Source organism: Tamlana sp. s12 (assembly GCF_016767215.1).
Lineage (GTDB): Bacteria > Bacteroidota > Bacteroidia > Flavobacteriales > Flavobacteriaceae > Pseudotamlana > Pseudotamlana agarivorans.
The window spans coordinates 2,672,888-2,688,732 of record NZ_CP068547.1 but is presented as its reverse complement, the minus strand read 5'-3'; the positions used below and the strand labels follow the sequence as shown (position 1 = coordinate 2,688,732).

16 protein-coding genes are annotated in these 15,845 nt (G+C 32.1%); all 16 read right to left on the bottom strand.

Features of this window, described 5'->3' with window-relative positions; all coding sequences use genetic code 11:
- Positions 1-311: 311 nt before the first annotated feature.
- The gene (locus JJL45_RS11750; RefSeq protein WP_068605330.1) at positions 312-914 is read right to left on the bottom strand and encodes a hypothetical protein; all 603 of its coding nucleotides are present in this window, start codon (positions 912-914) and stop codon (positions 312-314) included.
- 14 nt (positions 915-928) lie between these two features.
- On the bottom strand, positions 929-1,927 hold the full coding sequence (locus JJL45_RS11745; RefSeq protein WP_068605332.1) for a hypothetical protein: 999 nt from the start codon (positions 1,925-1,927) through the stop codon (positions 929-931).
- Positions 1,928-2,354: 427 nt separating this feature from the next.
- Positions 2,355-3,938 carry an arylsulfatase gene (locus JJL45_RS11740; protein WP_082936009.1) on the bottom strand — a complete coding sequence of 528 codons (1,584 nt, stop codon included), beginning with the start codon at positions 3,936-3,938 and terminating at the stop codon, positions 2,355-2,357.
- Between the two features lie 11 nt (positions 3,939-3,949).
- Entirely contained in the window at positions 3,950-4,915 is a 966-nt protein-coding gene (locus tag JJL45_RS11735; RefSeq protein WP_068605336.1) for a transporter, read from the bottom strand.
- A gap of 3 nt (positions 4,916-4,918) precedes the next feature.
- Positions 4,919-5,716: a hypothetical protein gene (locus JJL45_RS11730; RefSeq protein ID WP_202664143.1), complete on the bottom strand. Its 798-nt coding sequence runs from the start codon at positions 5,714-5,716 to the stop codon at positions 4,919-4,921.
- Positions 5,717-5,719: 3 nt separating this feature from the next.
- Positions 5,720-8,098 (bottom strand): arylsulfatase, encoded by a 2,379-nt coding sequence (locus JJL45_RS11725; RefSeq protein WP_068605340.1) that lies wholly within the window; start codon positions 8,096-8,098, stop codon positions 5,720-5,722.
- A 290-nt stretch (positions 8,099-8,388) separates the two neighbouring features.
- Positions 8,389-8,550, bottom strand: coding sequence for a hypothetical protein (locus JJL45_RS11720; RefSeq protein ID WP_202664141.1), 162 nt, complete (start codon positions 8,548-8,550; stop codon positions 8,389-8,391).
- Positions 8,551-8,597: 47 nt separating this feature from the next.
- A complete protein-coding gene (locus JJL45_RS11715) occupies positions 8,598-8,807 on the bottom strand; it encodes a hypothetical protein (RefSeq protein ID WP_202664140.1) in 210 nt (69 codons plus the stop codon).
- Between the two features lie 394 nt (positions 8,808-9,201).
- Entirely contained in the window at positions 9,202-10,068 is an 867-nt protein-coding gene (locus JJL45_RS11710) for a hypothetical protein (protein ID WP_068605412.1), read from the bottom strand.
- Positions 10,069-10,253: 185 nt separating this feature from the next.
- Positions 10,254-11,042: an alpha/beta fold hydrolase gene (locus JJL45_RS11705; protein WP_068605392.1), complete on the bottom strand. Its 789-nt coding sequence runs from the start codon at positions 11,040-11,042 to the stop codon at positions 10,254-10,256.
- 192 nt (positions 11,043-11,234) lie between these two features.
- On the bottom strand, positions 11,235-11,474 hold the full coding sequence (locus tag JJL45_RS16320) for a type II toxin-antitoxin system HicA family toxin (RefSeq protein ID WP_068605390.1): 240 nt from the start codon (positions 11,472-11,474) through the stop codon (positions 11,235-11,237).
- A gap of 2 nt (positions 11,475-11,476) precedes the next feature.
- The gene (locus JJL45_RS11700) at positions 11,477-11,842 is read right to left on the bottom strand and encodes a hypothetical protein (RefSeq protein WP_202664142.1); all 366 of its coding nucleotides are present in this window, start codon (positions 11,840-11,842) and stop codon (positions 11,477-11,479) included.
- A gap of 284 nt (positions 11,843-12,126) precedes the next feature.
- Entirely contained in the window at positions 12,127-12,993 is an 867-nt protein-coding gene (locus tag JJL45_RS11695; RefSeq protein WP_068605412.1) for a hypothetical protein, read from the bottom strand.
- A 756-nt stretch (positions 12,994-13,749) separates the two neighbouring features.
- Positions 13,750-14,445 (bottom strand): hypothetical protein, encoded by a 696-nt coding sequence (locus JJL45_RS11690; protein WP_068605399.1) that lies wholly within the window; start codon positions 14,443-14,445, stop codon positions 13,750-13,752.
- Between the two features lie 163 nt (positions 14,446-14,608).
- Complete coding sequence (locus tag JJL45_RS11685) at positions 14,609-14,770, bottom strand: hypothetical protein (protein WP_202664141.1); 162 nt, start codon at positions 14,768-14,770, stop codon at positions 14,609-14,611.
- Between the two features lie 47 nt (positions 14,771-14,817).
- On the bottom strand, positions 14,818-15,027 hold the full coding sequence (locus JJL45_RS11680) for a hypothetical protein (RefSeq protein ID WP_202664140.1): 210 nt from the start codon (positions 15,025-15,027) through the stop codon (positions 14,818-14,820).
- Positions 15,028-15,845: the final 818 nt, after the last annotated feature.

Below are 15,845 nucleotides of genomic sequence, written 5' to 3'. Positions count from 1 at the left end.
CGATTTATTAGGTTTTGATATACGGAATGTTTTTCAGTCAGCCGTAATATTTGCGTATTGCTTTGGTCCGAAATCGGCTGAGTGAGAAAGTCAGATTTACACGATTAGATTTGCCGTAATATTGGTTTTTAGGAATATTTAACCGTTATTTTTATTACGCTGCGCAATCATGAGCGCCAACGGTCTCGTGTATAATTAGTGGCGTGATTTAGCACGGAAGATAACAAATAAAAACCGAATAGGAAATCCGCAGGATTTTCGTAAGCAAGCTCGACCTAGCCATTAATTATACACTGTGTTATAGGCAGTTTTTATTTTAAAATTTCGGTTGCAAATTCTTCAATTCCATTCCATTCAAATTTTTCTATATCAACATCCCAAAGCCATTTGGTTTCATGATACATAATTAACATGTAACCATGATATAGCTTGAAAAATTCTTTAAGTGAAATATGATGATTATCAGACGCTCTTCTAAAATCAGAATGATTTCTTCTGTTTCTAATGTATCTAAAATGTTCAGCAAATTTTTCAGGAAACTTTTTATTATAAAAATCAATTGACATTATTAAATTATCTTTATAACCATTGACAATTCTATTTTTTCTATTCCTTAATAGTTTTTTTAATTCATTATTGAGAATTGTGTCATGTTTTTCATGGTCTTTCATATCATTATTTAATTCATGAATTTCATAAGTACTCAATTTATTGCTTTTTAATTGATTTTTTATAAAGGATAAATAAAATTCATATAGATGAGAAAGAAAATCTACATAAGAATTATAACAATCAATTCGGTCGCTTTTTGATGGATTTGATTTGAGATAAACAGCTTGATTGCAAAAATTTTCAAATGCTTTTGAGCATCTATAAAATTCATGTGTTAAAGTGATATTTAAAAGTTTATCCATTTAGAAACTTATCTTTAATTAATGATAAAAAATATAATACCGAAAATCATAAAACTAAGCATTAATAAAACTGAGACACAGCCTTTGTTTTGATTTGGTACTGCTTTTTTATTGATTTTGCTTTGTTGGTTTTTAGTTCCAAAAACTTTATTGAGTTCGGTTCTCAATGCAGGAACATAACCATATGGTTTATCGTCATACGAGAATCTTTTTTCTATATGATTGTAACCGTATTTTTTATATGTATTTTTTACTGGAAAATAAATATCACACCATTCATTGTCATTATCATATGAAAAGTAAATAGGTAAAATTATTTTTTCGATATTTATTTTTTTGAAGTTGCTTTTTAAAGAATATCCATTCTCAATTAAGAAATCTTTTATTTTTGATAATTTTCTTGGAGCAAAAGTTTGCTTATATTCTAAAAGTAGATGTTTACAAAATCTTCTTAAATCGCCTTTTTCATATTTACTTTTATTACTTTGAATAAATTCGTTACAATCACAAGTTTGCTCAAATAAATTAGTTGAGTATGTTTTCTCGTTTGAAAATGAAAAACTTTCTACTTCTATATTTTCATTGAAGTTACTCAAAGGTTTTACAATTCTTAAATCTTCTTCAACTGATGTTGGAAATATTAATTCATTATCATAAATGTTATATTCATTTTCATTAAATAGTTCTAAATATTCACTTTCAGTTAAGATTATAGCTCCATTTTCTTTTGACTTATTAATTCGCTTTTCATCTTTAAAATCTTTTTTAACGCAAACAAAATTGAGATTAGGAGAAATTCTTAATTTGACATTTATTTTAAATAAATTTGATTTTTTTTTAAATTGTTCAATTTCTTCTTTAGTAAAACCAAGAAATACAATTGAAGATTCACCAAAGTACTTTTTGTGATGAAACTTTAAATAATTAATTAAGAAAACATCTCCATATTGATTAATTTCTTCATCTGATATTCCTAATTTTTTTATTATTTCAATTTTAGAAGTGTTATTCATGTTTTGAATATTTTGGTTCTCTGTCGTGAAATTCTGACTAACGTAAAATTATGTTTCTGAAAATCAATAATTTATACATTTAAGATATTATCATATTTATTAGAATTTTCAGATCGAATTTACTCAATTTTTCGTTAGCCAATGTACTGAGGAATTTTTGGGTTTCTATGAGGGATTGCCTATAACGGTTTGTGTATGAAGCGTTGGGCATTTCGAAGCGCTTCATTTTCAGTTTACTGTAAATATTATTTATAGTTCTAAACTCCTCGCTAACCACTTATCGACCAATGATTTATACACTTTGTTGTATGTCCGTGCTTCCTTTTAGGTCAGCGTTGGGGCAGCCATACTCTTTGACAAGTTTTGGCTCGTGCGGTTGGCTTTTTGAGCGACTTGGTAATGTGTATGGATGCGAAGGGTTCGTATTTTACAAACCAATATTTTTAGGTGGATATTTTTTAAATGTAGCGGCATGCTTTTTTAGTTTTGCACCTAATGTTGCTAACCAAGCACTGCGTCTATGACCTACGGGCATTTCTTCTTTTGGGTCGATGTATAAATTAAACATCCAAGGGGCTAATCCTACATCTTGTATGGTTGAATAGTCTATCCACATATGTGTAGATTGCGGAATAATTACTTTTATATGTTGTTTGTATTCTTTCATTCTTATTGCCATAAGTTCTTTTCCAAACCAAAAATAAACAGCCTCTCTATTTGTTTTTCCATCATCTAGAAACAAGAAACTAGATTGATCTATAAAATCGTAATAGTTATTGTTCGGTAATTTATCCGTAGAAACGCCTGCTAATCTTAAATTAATTCCAAATAAATCCATCAAATCAAATACCTCATCACTTTGGCGACCAGGGGTTATCATACCTTTCCAATAAGCAATACCCGGAATACGCACTCCTCCTTCAAAAGTAGTTCCTTTGGCTCCTCTAAAAGGTGTGTAGCCACCATCGGGCCAACTATCCATTTGCGGGCCGTTATCTGAGGTAATAAAAATAAAAGTGTTTTCTAAAACGCCAGCTTCATCAAGTGCTTTAATAATATTTCCTATATGCATATCTACTTCTGCAACAGCATTTTTATATTGATATTTTGCAGCACTCAAACCTGGATAATCCGGATTATCATGATTATCGGCATGAACTTTCATAAAGTTATGATCTATAAAAAAGGGTTGATCACCTTTTGCTAATTCTTTTATCTTAGAAATCGTAAAATCAGTCAATACCTGATCAGCACGCCCCATATCTTCAATAGATTTTACTTGGCTTTCTTTTACGGTCTTTCCACCTTTCCAACCATGTTGTAAATGATCGTCTGGTTTTATTCCTTCAAAATCTGCCATCCTTTCAGGGTTTAATACTAAATCGGGGTAACGTCTTGCATCAACACCTTGCGAAACTTCTTTTTGTGCAGGGTAATAGCCTAAAAACTCATCGTACCCAACATCGTGAGGCCGCATACCAATTGCCTCACCAATATGCCATTTGCCGGTTAACAAGGTGTAATAACCAGCATCGCTTAAAAGTTTTGCAATACTAATTTCGGTATCCCAAGGGTTTTGTGTTAATACATCTCCTGCCAAAATTGGACGAATTAAGCCAGTACGAACTGGTAAACGTCCTGTACGAATGGCAGATCGGGTGGAGGTACAGGTTTGTTGTGAATATGCAGAGGTTAATTTTAGACCTTCGGCAGCAAATTTATCCATATTAGGAGTTGCTGCGCCAATGGCAGCACCACCACCATAACAACCAGGATCGCCATAACCCATATCATCAACAATCAACCAAACTATATTTGGTTTTTTCCCAGTTTTCTTTTTCAACGCCTTTAGCTTTTTTGCTACGGCATCCTCTTGATTTGGATGTGGAATTGTAGGTTCAAAATTTTCGGATGTTCGTACAGATCGATCAAATTTTTGAGCGCTTATTTCTTGAGAGTTTACCATCAAGAATACTGAAATTAAAAGGGATACAATGATTGATTTTTTCATAGTTAAATAATTTATTTTGCTGTTGTATTTAATTTTTTCATATTCACATAACTGAATTGTAGGGTAACTTTAAACATATTTGCTTCCACATTTGAAGCGTTGTTAAATACAGCACCATAAGACAAATGCAAAGCTAAAGGAGGAATGATTTGATAACCAACCGTTGCACCGCCACCTAAAGCATTTATTTTATTGTCTTGTTTTACCCCGTCAGCTTTTAATTCGCCACCAAATTGATATCGTAAATCTAAACTTGCCCACAGTTTATCTGTAAAATTATGGCTAAAGTGATTTTCCAAACTAAACAAGGGTAACTGTTCTGTTTTATTTGCTTTTGTAATAGTCGTAGGGTTATTATTTGCCGTATATAAATGGATTGCAGGATACACTTCTAACCATGTAGCTCTCTTAGGATTTTTTTTACTTAAATAAATGTTCATCGGCAATCCCAATTCAAACGTCCAGCGATTACTTCCCAAATTTAATTCTTCATTTTGTTCATAAGATCCAGAATACCAAATACGGGTATAACTTGTCATGGAAAAAGTTTTGTGTTCGTAGGATGCATATTCTTTCACATTTAATGCTGGTTGGTTTATCAAGCCCAATTTAAAACCGACAAATCCATCAGAGAAACCACTAGAATTAACAGTAATATTTGTAGGTATAGGTGTGCCTGTTTCAGGTATAGCTGCAGAACCATTTACATTACCAGGTACAGCGTTTACCATGACTTGAGCAAATCGACCCGCAATTCCGAAATTGTGAATGGCAGTAATTGGGAAAGCATTGATATGTAAATCTGCGTCCTTAACTAAAATATTGGCAGGCGTAATATTTTGATTTAAACTCATCCATTTTGGAATTACACCTGTTACTCCATTAGGTCCCCATAAAATCATACGAGCACCATCGCCTTGCGCATTTGCTATTTGCAAAGTTGAGAATGTAATTAATAATAATAAGATTCTTTTCATAATTTATTTTGTTGATGCAAACATGGCGTTAATGTTCAATCTAATTGTAAAATCTCCTTGACCAGGACCGCTAACAACATATTCTGCACCAATAAACATAGAAAGGTTTTTAGCAAATGCTTTACCAAAATTAACACCTAGTGGTATATTATAATCATCGTTATCCCAATCAAACTTCATAATAGGTGAGAAATTCATAAAGTATCCTTTTTTAAATATTTTAGTAATAATGGGTTGAAATAGCATGTAATTTTGATCTTGCCTTTCAGAATCTCCAGCAAAAGTTACAAATTGTTGACCTAAAATTCCAAGAGTTAATCCAAAAGCTTTTGTCATATAAACTCCTGCTAATCCTGTACTCCATTTTCCGCTACCCAAATATTCTGAACTTGCTGTTGGCATTATCAAAACAGGACCAACTCCAAACAAGCCTTTCTTTTGTTTAAAGGCAATAACATCTATTAAAATTAAATCAGATAACCCAGTAGCATTTCCGGCATTGTTTGGGAATGTTTGACTTGCAACGGGGGCTTCCAATCGATAAATGGTATAAATTTTTGAGGGGTCTTTACTTTTAATAAATGGTAAGCCTATTGTTTTTGAAGGCTGCATAATTCTACTAATCATTACCAATTGGTCACCACCATTATCTTTCATTGTATAGTTAGGCTGGAATTGCAACTTTGTCACAAATGCAAGTGGGTTTGTAGCATGTTCAGCGGCTTTAGTAATATTTGAATGATCCTGAGCTAGTGTATTGCTAGTTATTGCTATTAATAGAATAAAAAGAAAGTGCTTCATTGATTACAGCAATTTAATATTTACAGAATTTATTTTCCCTTCATATTTAAAAGGAGCCTTTTCAAAATAGTCATAGGAAACAGGAGAACCTAAGTCAATACCTACATCCAGTGTTTCACTTGCTGAAAATGCTGCAGGAACTGTTCCCAAGGTTTTCATCTCAGCCACTTGTTTCCCATCTACAGCTAAGGTTACGGTTGCTGGTGCACCGGGCTTATTGTCTTTTATTACTGTTGTTATTTCAATTTGATGTTTTCCTTCAGAAATTTTCACATTGCTTGCCATTTTGAATTGATGTATAATCATCATGTTGTATTCATACTTTAAGTAACCATCTTCCATATAGCAGGTTAATCCGCCTCCAATACCACCAAGCGCATACAGTACACCGTTTTGATTTGATTTTGTTTCCAAGTCTATGATTACTTTATTGCTCTTTTTTCCTAACCCTGGAGCTGCAAACTCGGGCATTCTCGTGGTGTTTTGGTCAAAAGTCCACTCCGTATATGGCGAAGTAATAACATCTTCCGGATGAAGTCTTAACCAAATTCCAGCACCTATCGGAAAGTCTTTGTTTTTCTTGGCTTCGGCCAAAAATAGGGCCTTCATTTCAGCGAGCTTTTCAGGATATTGAGCTGATACATCATTAGCTTGAGAAAAATCTTTGCTCAAGTCATATAATTGCCAAACATCTTTATTAGAATCCCAATCAGCCAACCCTTTTTGAGCAGAAACCCAAGGATATAATGGGCCAAAAGTACTTGCAAACCAACCATCATGATATACACCACGACTTCCATTATTATCAAAAAATTGTGTGTGTTTTAAATTTTTAGCATTAGCATCTTTAAATGTAGCGGCAAAACTTTTTCCATCAATAGGGTCTTGAGGATAGCCATTAACTACCTTTGGATGCGGAATATTTAATATGTCATACAATGTAGGAACTATATCATTCACATGTAAAAATTGACTTCGCATTGTTTTATCTGGGGTAATTCCCTTAGGCCAAGAAATAACCATAGGGTTACGTGTTCCTCCAAAATGTGCTGCGACAAGTTTTGTACTCTTAAAAGGTGTACTTCCGGCCCATGCCCAACCAGCATGGTACATACTTTCAACTTTGTTTGTTCCTAAAGCATCAAGCCCTCCAATTTTATCAAGAGCAGAAATTTGTTCTTCAATGGTGTTTGGTATTTGATTTTGAGCCAATAATTCACTAATACTACCATTTTGACCTTCAGCACTTGACCCATTATCTCCAAAAATATAAATGACAATTGTATTGTCTTTATACCCCATTTCATCCATTCCATTAATCAACTTTCCTACTTGTGCATCAGTATGTTCTACAAACCCCGCAAAGATTTCCATTAAACGTAATTGGAATTCTTTCTCATCTTCAGGAATATCGTCCCATGCTGCCATGGTAGAATCTCTTTCTGTTAATTTAGTTCCTTCAGGAATTATTCCCATAGCCAACTGGCGTTCAAATACTCGTGCTCTATATTCATCCCAACCGCCATCAAATTTGTCTTTATATTTCTCTGACCATTCTTTAAAAACATGGTGAGGTCCATGAACTGCCCCTGGAGCCCAATACATAAAGAAAGGCTTATCTGGTGAGTATGCTTTATGCTCTCCTAACCATTTCAATCCTTTCTCTGCCATATCTTCTGTTAAATGATATTTTGGATCGTGTGGCGGTTCAACGTAATTGTAATTTTCAAATAATCTGGGTTCATATTGAGAGGTTTCTCCAGCTAGAAAACCATAAAAATATTCAAAGCCATAACCATTAGGCCAGTAATCTTTTGGTCCCATAGCGGTGGTTTGATTGGCGGGCGAATTATGCCATTTACCAAAGGCAGAGGTGTTATATCCGTAATTCTTTAAAACTTCGGCTATAGTAGCTGATGTTTTTGGGATAATTCCGGTATAGCCATCAAAATTTACGGCACGTTCGGCTATAGTTCCAGAACTCACTCGGGTATGGTTGCGTCCAGTGAGTAGAGAGGCTCTCGTAGGTGAACAAATAGAAGTGGTATGAAATTGGTTGTACTTGATACCTTCTTCTGCCAACTTGGTAAGATTTGGCGTGGCTACTTCGCCACCAAAAGTTTCTGAAATTCCGAATCCAACATCGTCAATCAAAACAATTAGGATATTAGGTGCATCATCAGCTAAATGATTGTTTTTTGGCCAAGGAGCTAATTTGCTTTCCGCTAATGTTTTTCCAGTCTGGCTTTTTGAAACAGGTTTTGGAAATGGCAAAATACTGCCCTCTTGTTTTTGCAAGTTATCTGATTTTTTAGGTTGATTACATCCTGACATCAGAAACCCTAAACTAAAAATGGCTATTAAGTATTTAATTGATTTCATATTATTCCTTTTATTAATGGTAGTTATCATTCATTCGAGCGTTGGCAAAAAAATAGCTCTTTTGGTTTTCAGGGTTTGCCTGTGTGTCGGCAAATACCAAATGTGCTATTTGTGTGGTGGCTCATTTTTGCATGGCATACAACGGTCTCGTGTATAATTAGTGGCGTTATTAAGCACGAAAGTTAGCAAATAAAAACCGAATAGAAAATCCGCAGGATTTTCGTAAGCAAGCTCGACCTAGCCATTAATTATACACCTTGTTGTAAAACGTTTTTTATCTCAGTTTATATTTACTTTTCCATTTTTATGTCCATTTTTGATATTTTTTTAGCTTCTTTTTTTTCTGTTATAAAATTCAATTTAGAAGCACCAGAATTATTTAATTGTTCATTGCTCAATTCTCTAATTCTTGAAAAAATAACAGTTAATACATCTTCTGTATTGGCACTCAAACTAACAGTTAGAATTCTGATAATTTAAGGTAAATAATAATTTATTTTTATTCAGAAACATAAGTTTGGTTAAAGGTTCTTATACGTATACTATCTTCTTTATTTAAATTACTAAAAATCCAGACTGGAAATAATAATCCACAAGCAACAGTAAAAATTCCCATAACTGTTTTCATCTCGGAAATCATTTTAAATACAAAATAAATTCCGACAACTGTACCAATTAAAAAAATAATACCCGAAATTATCGCAATCATTTTGGATTCTTTTGCATAAAACCTATTTGCGTGAAGTGAGTTCTCCTGATTGCAGTTTGAACATTTGATTTTATTGAATTTCCCGTGTTTCATAGCAAATTCCACACGTGTTGCTGTATTAGTTCGAAACACGTTTTCGTGATTACATTTAGGACATTTACTGTATACTTTCAATTTTTGGTCAATGTTTTACAACGGTCTAGTATAAGAAACGTAGGGCAGGAGATAAGCACTTTCGTTTCGGTTTATTACTTAGCTAAATATAAATATTTTGCTTTTATCTTTTCTACTATAAACGCCAAATTTTATATTTAGCGGACTTTGTTAATATGCACAGAACTTTCGGTTTAGCACAAATGCCCTATGTTTTTTATACATTGTTACCACACGTTTTTTATTTCCATTTTGTTCTTAACTCACTTCCTTTTTTTATGCTAATATTTTTTTCAAAATCATAGACGTAAGCTAATCCAAAACTATTTTTTTGTCCAACGGAATCAATTTTTAATGAAAAATTACCAGATTCATCAGTAAATTCCATTCCTTTTCGAACATTGTCTTTAATTCCTCTATTAATTTCTACTTTCCAGATTTTTAATTCATTGTCTCTTTTGGAAGTTGTCGTAGTTATTTTGTTTATCAGACTAATAATAGGCTTAGAAAGAAATAGTTTTTTCCATTTTTGAGGTAAATTGTTTAAATTTAATTCACTTCCAGTTGTATCTACTTTTTCAGATACCATTTTTAAATATTTACCACTATTTCTCGGTTCATATCCTGAATTATAGTTTTCTGAAAATCTATGAAAATCATTAATATGCTCTTCACCGACTAAAGCTAATTCTTCTGATAATAAATATTTGTGTCTACCCCAATTTATTAAATTGTATTTAGTTTTAATTTTTAATGAATCTGGACCATATTTAGTTTCAATTTTTTTTGTGTTACCTTCAAATTCAAAAGAGTCAAAAGGGGTAATTAATAATTTAATATTTTTGGGAATTAATGTTAATTTAGTACTGTCAATTTTATACTCTCCAAACACTTTTTTATTTTGTCCTCCACCAGTACAACCATATACATAGTCTATAAATTCAAACTTCTTGTTACTGAATAGTAAAAGATCAAAACCGTTATTAAATCCATTATAGGAATATTTCAACGTATCTATTTTTTCAGTGATTAATTCTTTGTTATTAGACTGCTTATTTGAACAACTAATTATGAAAATTGATAATATGATTATTATGTATTTGCTCATTTTTCAATGTGTGGTAACGTTGTTGTGTATGGTTAGTTGCGTTGGCTAGAACTAAATTAATAAAATAGAACGAGCCAGAGGAAATTCCGAAGGAATTTCCAAGTAAACACAGAGCTAGCAATTGACTATACACGTTGTTGGCAATAGTTTTTTTTATTTTCAGGTACTAACCAAAATTCTGAAATTTAATTTGATATAGAATTATAAATGTCAACAAGAATTTTTGAAATTTCAGACATTGAAGGATCTTGTTCTTGTAAAGTATGTGGACCCTCAATTGTATATACTTTCCAATTTCTTGCCTTTGCTTTTATTGGAGCACTTGTTGTTCTCATATATCCAAATATTGACATAGCTTCAGTGGCAAGTACTATAGTTCCGTCCGTTTTAATGTCATTAACAATTTCTACGCGCTCCAAATATGATTTTAAGGGATGTTTAGACATTGTAGGAATGGGTTCTCTCAATGCATCAGCTGTTATAAGCCAACCATCTCCATTTTCTTTTGCTGATTCCAATGAGATACGAGCAACATCAGGCCCAAAAACATCCATTGTATTTTCTCCATTGTCTGCAGGAGCACAATCAACATATACTTGATGTTTTATTTTATTTCCTACCTTATCAACAACTCCCGAAATTACAGGTCCACCATAGGAATGACCTACCAAAATAATATTTTCTAAATTATTCCATTCAATGAAATTTACAATATCATTTATATGAGTAGATATACCAGTCTCTTTTGATAATAAGTGATTCTTTTCGCCAAGTCCAGTTAGAGTTGGATTATACACGACATAACCTTTCGAAACAAGGTCAGATTTCAGTAAATTCCATTGTCCTCCCCATTGAAACGTACCATGTACTAAAATAAAAATAGGCTTGTCATTATCTTTTTCTTGTGCAAAAGTTGCAGACGAAAAAAGAAAGATAGTTATCAGAAAAAGTAGAATTTTTTTGATTGTTTTCATATTAAATATTTCTAGATTAGTTCAATTTGATGTTGATTTTTAGATTGTTGCCAACGGTCGAGTGTATGATTTCGTTGCGTGTTTAAGCACTAAAGTTAGCAAATAATACACAGATAGAAAGTCCGCAAGGACTTTCGTAAGTAGGCTCTAACTAGCAATGAATTATACACATTGTTGGCAAATCGTTTTTTACTAACAATTCTGTTTCGCCCATTTATTGAATTCAGTCTTAGTTTTACCCATTGTTTTCAAACAAGTACCAATATGAAATCGCGGAACATCTTTTTTGTGTCCCCAAAAAGTTACTGTTCTCCAACAATTGGGACATTTCCAATGATGATGAGTTCCTTGTTGTCTGTCAAAAACACATCCGCAAAATGTAAGATAAGCTTCCCAACATTTAGTTGGCACAGGATTATTGTATTCTCCCATTCTTAAACAGCTATTGGAATTTTTTGAACTTGAGTATCATCTGGAAGATTAAATTCTTTTTTGATATCTTCAAATGTTGTCTCACTCAAATGAACTAATCTTTTATTAAAGAATTTAGTTCTAGACCAACCTAACTGTTTTAATATTGAATTAACTTTAAGTTCATTCAATTCAAGTAAATTTTCAGAAAACTCTTTCAGAGAAATTTTCATCATTTCATTAGCTTCTTTTACTGTGTCTCCGTAAGAAGATATTTGAAGACTTGGAAGATAAATTATATGAGAATCTCCTTCTTTAAATCCAATTCCATTTAATTGGGCTTTAAATATCTTTTTTCTGAAGTCGATATTAAGAGTTTCTTTTTCCATATTGTTATGAATACAAATATAATATTTTATTTTAAACCTGTATGTTAAATAATATCCAACAAATTTTATTCCAAATGTTTGCCAACGGTCTAGTATAAGAAACGTAGGGCAGGAGATAAGCACTTTCGTTTCGGTTTATTACTTAGCTAAATATAAATATTTTGCTTTTATCTTTTCTACTATAAACGCCAAATTTTATATTTAGCGGACTTTGTTAATATGCACAGAACTTTCGGTTTAGCACAAATGCCCTATGTTTTTTATACATTGTTACCACACGTTTTTTATTTCCATTTTGTTCTTAACTCACTTCCTTTTTTTATGCTAATATTTTTTTCAAAATCATAGACGTAAGCTAATCCAAAACTATTTTTTTGTCCAACGGAATCAATTTTTAATGAAAAATTACCAGATTCATCAGTAAATTCCATTCCTTTTCGAACATTGTCTTTAATTCCTCTATTAATTTCTACTTTCCAGATTTTTAATTCATTGTCTCTTTTGGAAGTTGTCGTAGTTATTTTGTTTATCAGACTAATAATAGGCTTAGAAAGAAATAGTTTTTTCCATTTTTGAGGTAAATTGTTTAAATTTAATTCACTTCCAGTTGTATCTACTTTTTCAGATACCATTTTTAAATATTTACCACTATTTCTCGGTTCATATCCTGAATTATAGTTTTCTGAAAATCTATGAAAATCATTAATATGCTCTTCACCGACTAAAGCTAATTCTTCTGATAATAAATATTTGTGTCTACCCCAATTTATTAAATTGTATTTAGTTTTAATTTTTAATGAATCTGGACCATATTTAGTTTCAATTTTTTTTGTGTTACCTTCAAATTCAAAAGAGTCAAAAGGGGTAATTAATAATTTAATATTTTTGGGAATTAATGTTAATTTAGTACTGTCAATTTTATACTCTCCAAACACTTTTTTATTTTGTCCTCCACCAGTACAACCATATACATAGTCTATAAATTCAAACTTCTTGTTACTGAATAGTAAAAGATCAAAACCGTTATTAAATCCATTATAGGAATATTTCAACGTATCTATTTTTTCAGTGATTAATTCTTTGTTATTAGACTGCTTATTTGAACAACTAATTATGAAAATTGATAATATGATTATTATGTATTTGCTCATTTTTCAATGTGTGGTAACGGTCTCGTGTATAATTAGTGGCGTGATTAAGCACGGAAGTTAACAAATAAAAACCGAACAGAAAATCCGCAGGATTTTCGTAAGCAAGCTCGACCTAGCCATTAATTATACACTGTGTTAGCCCACGTTTGTTTTTGTAGAATCTGTATTAGCCAATTTAAACAACAAATTTTTCACGAACTGATTTGCCGTATTTATTAATCCGTTGTGCTGCTTGCGAACTGTTAAGAATCCGAAACCGCAACAGTTAGAAAATCCAATTTATTCCGTTTTGGTTTGCCGCACAGTTTATCAATCCGCCGTCCAGATTGCGCAAAGTTATGTGTCCGAAATCGCAGCAGTGATAAAATCCGATTTGTTGCGTTTTGCTTTTCCACACAGTTTATCAGTCCGCCGTACTGCTTGCGTAAAGTTATGTGTCCGAAACCGCAAGAGTAAGAAATTCCGTTTTTAGCGAATTGAATTGGAGTAGGAGTAGGAGTAGCAGTAGCAGATATTTTGTGATTAAACCACTTTTTTAGAACCGAGTGAGCATGTGGGCTAACGGTTTTGTATATGGCTCGTAGCGTGCAAATTAGCGATAATTTTTCGGTTAAGCACGAGCCGAATTTTTTAATTTTCTTATTACCTTTTTTTTCAATAAGCCAAATTAAAAAATTTGGCGGACTTGCAAATATACCTTAACTTCGATTAAGCAACTGACTAGCTATGAGCTATATACGGTGTTGTAAAACGTGCTTATTTCGCATTGTCAATTAACCACGCTTCTTTAAATTCTTTTGTTTTAGTCAATTCTTTCTCCATTTTTTTTCGGTCTAAATCTGTATCAAAATATTCTGGTCTCTCATAGAGTAGGTTATAAGCTGATTGATGAAGTCCGTATTTTTTTAAAATATCAAAATCCGATTTTGCTTTTTCCGAAGTCAGATTTTTGTTGTTAAACTCAATTTTTAAAAGGTCAACTAATGTGTCATTTACAAACTCATTATCATAATTCAGTCGTTTTTTGTCCGATTTCACAGAGTTAAATTCTCGGATTATTTCATAAACTATTGAGTCATTATTCTCCGCTTTTCTGCGATTCCAAAATTCAGCGTAATATTTGGTTTGTTTTTCAGGTTTGTTGTAAGTCAGTTGCAAACTGTCCATTAAATTCTCAAAATTTCGCTTAATGCAAATATCTTGTATTAAGAATTCATTGTTACTTTTAAAAATCAGATTTTCTAGTTTATCGTAACCGAACTTTTTAAATGATTCGTGAATTGTTTTTAAATTTTCGGGTTTTCTAATCCACGTGTTTTTTGTCCAATCAGAGTTTCGTAAATCGAAAAATGAAGTTTTATTTTCTGCATAAAATTCCGATTCACTTTTTTCTTTATTAACGCAAGAAACAAGTAATAAAATCAGAATGTTTAATGTTAGCAGTTTGTTCATTCGTATGTTTTACAACGGTCTCGTGTATAATTAGTGGCGTTATTAAGCACGAAAGTTAGCAAATAAAAACCGAATAGAAAATCCGCAGGATTTTCGTAAGCAAGCTCGACCTAGCCATTAATTATACACCTTGTTGTAAAACGTTTTTTATCTCAGTTTATATTTACTTTTCCATTTTTATGTCCATTTTTGATATTTTTTTAGCTTCTTTTTTTTCTGTTATAAAATTCAATTTAGAAGCACCAGAATTATTTAATTGTTCATTGCTCAATTCTCTAATTCTTGAAAAAATAACAGTTAATACATCTTCTGTATTGGCACTCAAACTAACAGTTAGAATTCTGATAATTTAAGGTAAATAATAATTTATTTTTATTCAGAAACATAAGTTTGGTTAAAGGTTCTTATACGTATACTATCTTCTTTATTTAAATTACTAAAAATCCAGACTGGAAATAATAATCCACAAGCAACAGTAAAAATTCCCATAACTGTTTTCATCTCGGAAATCATTTTAAATACAAAATAAATTCCGACAACTGTACCAATTAAAAAAATAATACCCGAAATTATCGCAATCATTTTGGATTCTTTTGCATAAAACCTATTTGCGTGAAGTGAGTTCTCCTGATTGCAGTTTGAACATTTGATTTTATTGAATTTCCCGTGTTTCATAGCAAATTCCACACGTGTTGCTGTATTAGTTCGAAACACGTTTTCGTGATTACATTTAGGACATTTACTGTATACTTTCAATTTTTGGTCAATGTTTTACAACGGCTACATGTATAATTTAGCTGCGTATTTCGGGACTAATTTAACAAACAAAACCGAGAGCAAGAAAATTCCGAAGGAATTTTCCAAGTAATCACAGACCAAAGCAATTAATTATACATATTGTTGGCACACGTATGTTTTTAAAGATTTTACTATATCCATTACTTATCAACTAATTTTTGCGTTTCGCTTTGCCGTAATATTTTTAAATCCGTCGTAATGCTAGCGTATTGATTTTGTCCGAAATCGGCTGAGTAAATTAATCCGAGTTTTTCCGCTCTGCTTTTCCATCCAGTTTATCAGTCCGCCGTCCAGATTGCGTCTTGCTATGGTCCGAAATCGCAAGAGTAAGAAATTCCGATTGGCTACGTTTTGCTTTGCCGCAAAATTTATAAACTGTAATTGTTATTAGATGATTTTTGAGTTAGAATCGAGTAGGAGTGAGCTTTAGATTTTGCTTATTAAACCACTTTTTTTAGAACTGAGTGAGCATGTTTGCCAACGTTGTTGTGTATGGTTAGTTGCGTTGGCTAGAACTAAATTAATAAAATAGAACGAGCCAGAGGAAATTCCGAAGGAATTTCCAAGTAAACACAGAGCTAGCAATTGACTATACACGTTGT